Source organism: Neisseria sp. P0021.S006, assembly GCF_051956895.1.
Window position 1 is genome coordinate 1 of the sequence record NZ_JBQCWZ010000863.1, and the last position, 612, is coordinate 612.

The following is a 612-nucleotide window of genomic DNA, read 5'->3' on the forward strand; positions in this document are numbered from 1 at the left end:
ACCATCGATCAAGATAAGACCCTTGCTGAAGCTAAAGCAGCCGATGCGCGTATCGCGGCCGGTAATGCAACAGCTTTGACCGGTGTGCCGGTTGCTTACAAAGATATTTTCTGCCAAACAGGTTGGCGCAGTGCATGCAGCTCCAAAATGTTGGATAACTTCGTTTCTCCTTATACTGCTACTGTGGTGCAAAACCTGTTGGATGCCGGCATGGTTACTCTTGGCCGTACCAATATGGACGAATTTGCCATGGGTTCGACCAATGAGACTTCGTTCTACGGCGCAACCAAAAACCCATGGAATCTTGAACATGTTCCCGGCGGTTCGTCAGGCGGTTCGGCTGCCGTGATTGCGGCGCGTTTGGCACCGGTTGCGTTGGGTTCGGATACCGGCGGTTCTATCCGTCAGCCTGCATCGCATTGCGGTATTACCGGCATCAAGCCGACTTACGGTACGGTTTCACGTTTCGGTATGGTTGCCTATGCTTCCAGCTTCGACCAAGCCGGCCCTATGGCGCAAACAGCCGAAGACTGCGCGATTTTGTTGAACGCTATGGCCAGCTTTGACGAGCGCGATTCCACCAGTTTGGAGCGCGACAAAGAAGACTACACC

At 53.4% G+C, this 612-nt stretch carries 1 protein-coding gene; it reads left to right on the plus strand.

Going from position 1 to position 612, the window contains the following annotated elements; genetic code table 11:
• Positions 1-612, plus strand: a 612-nt coding sequence (locus ACTHUM_RS17560; protein ID WP_440403631.1) for an amidase, incomplete at both ends; no start/stop codon positions are given.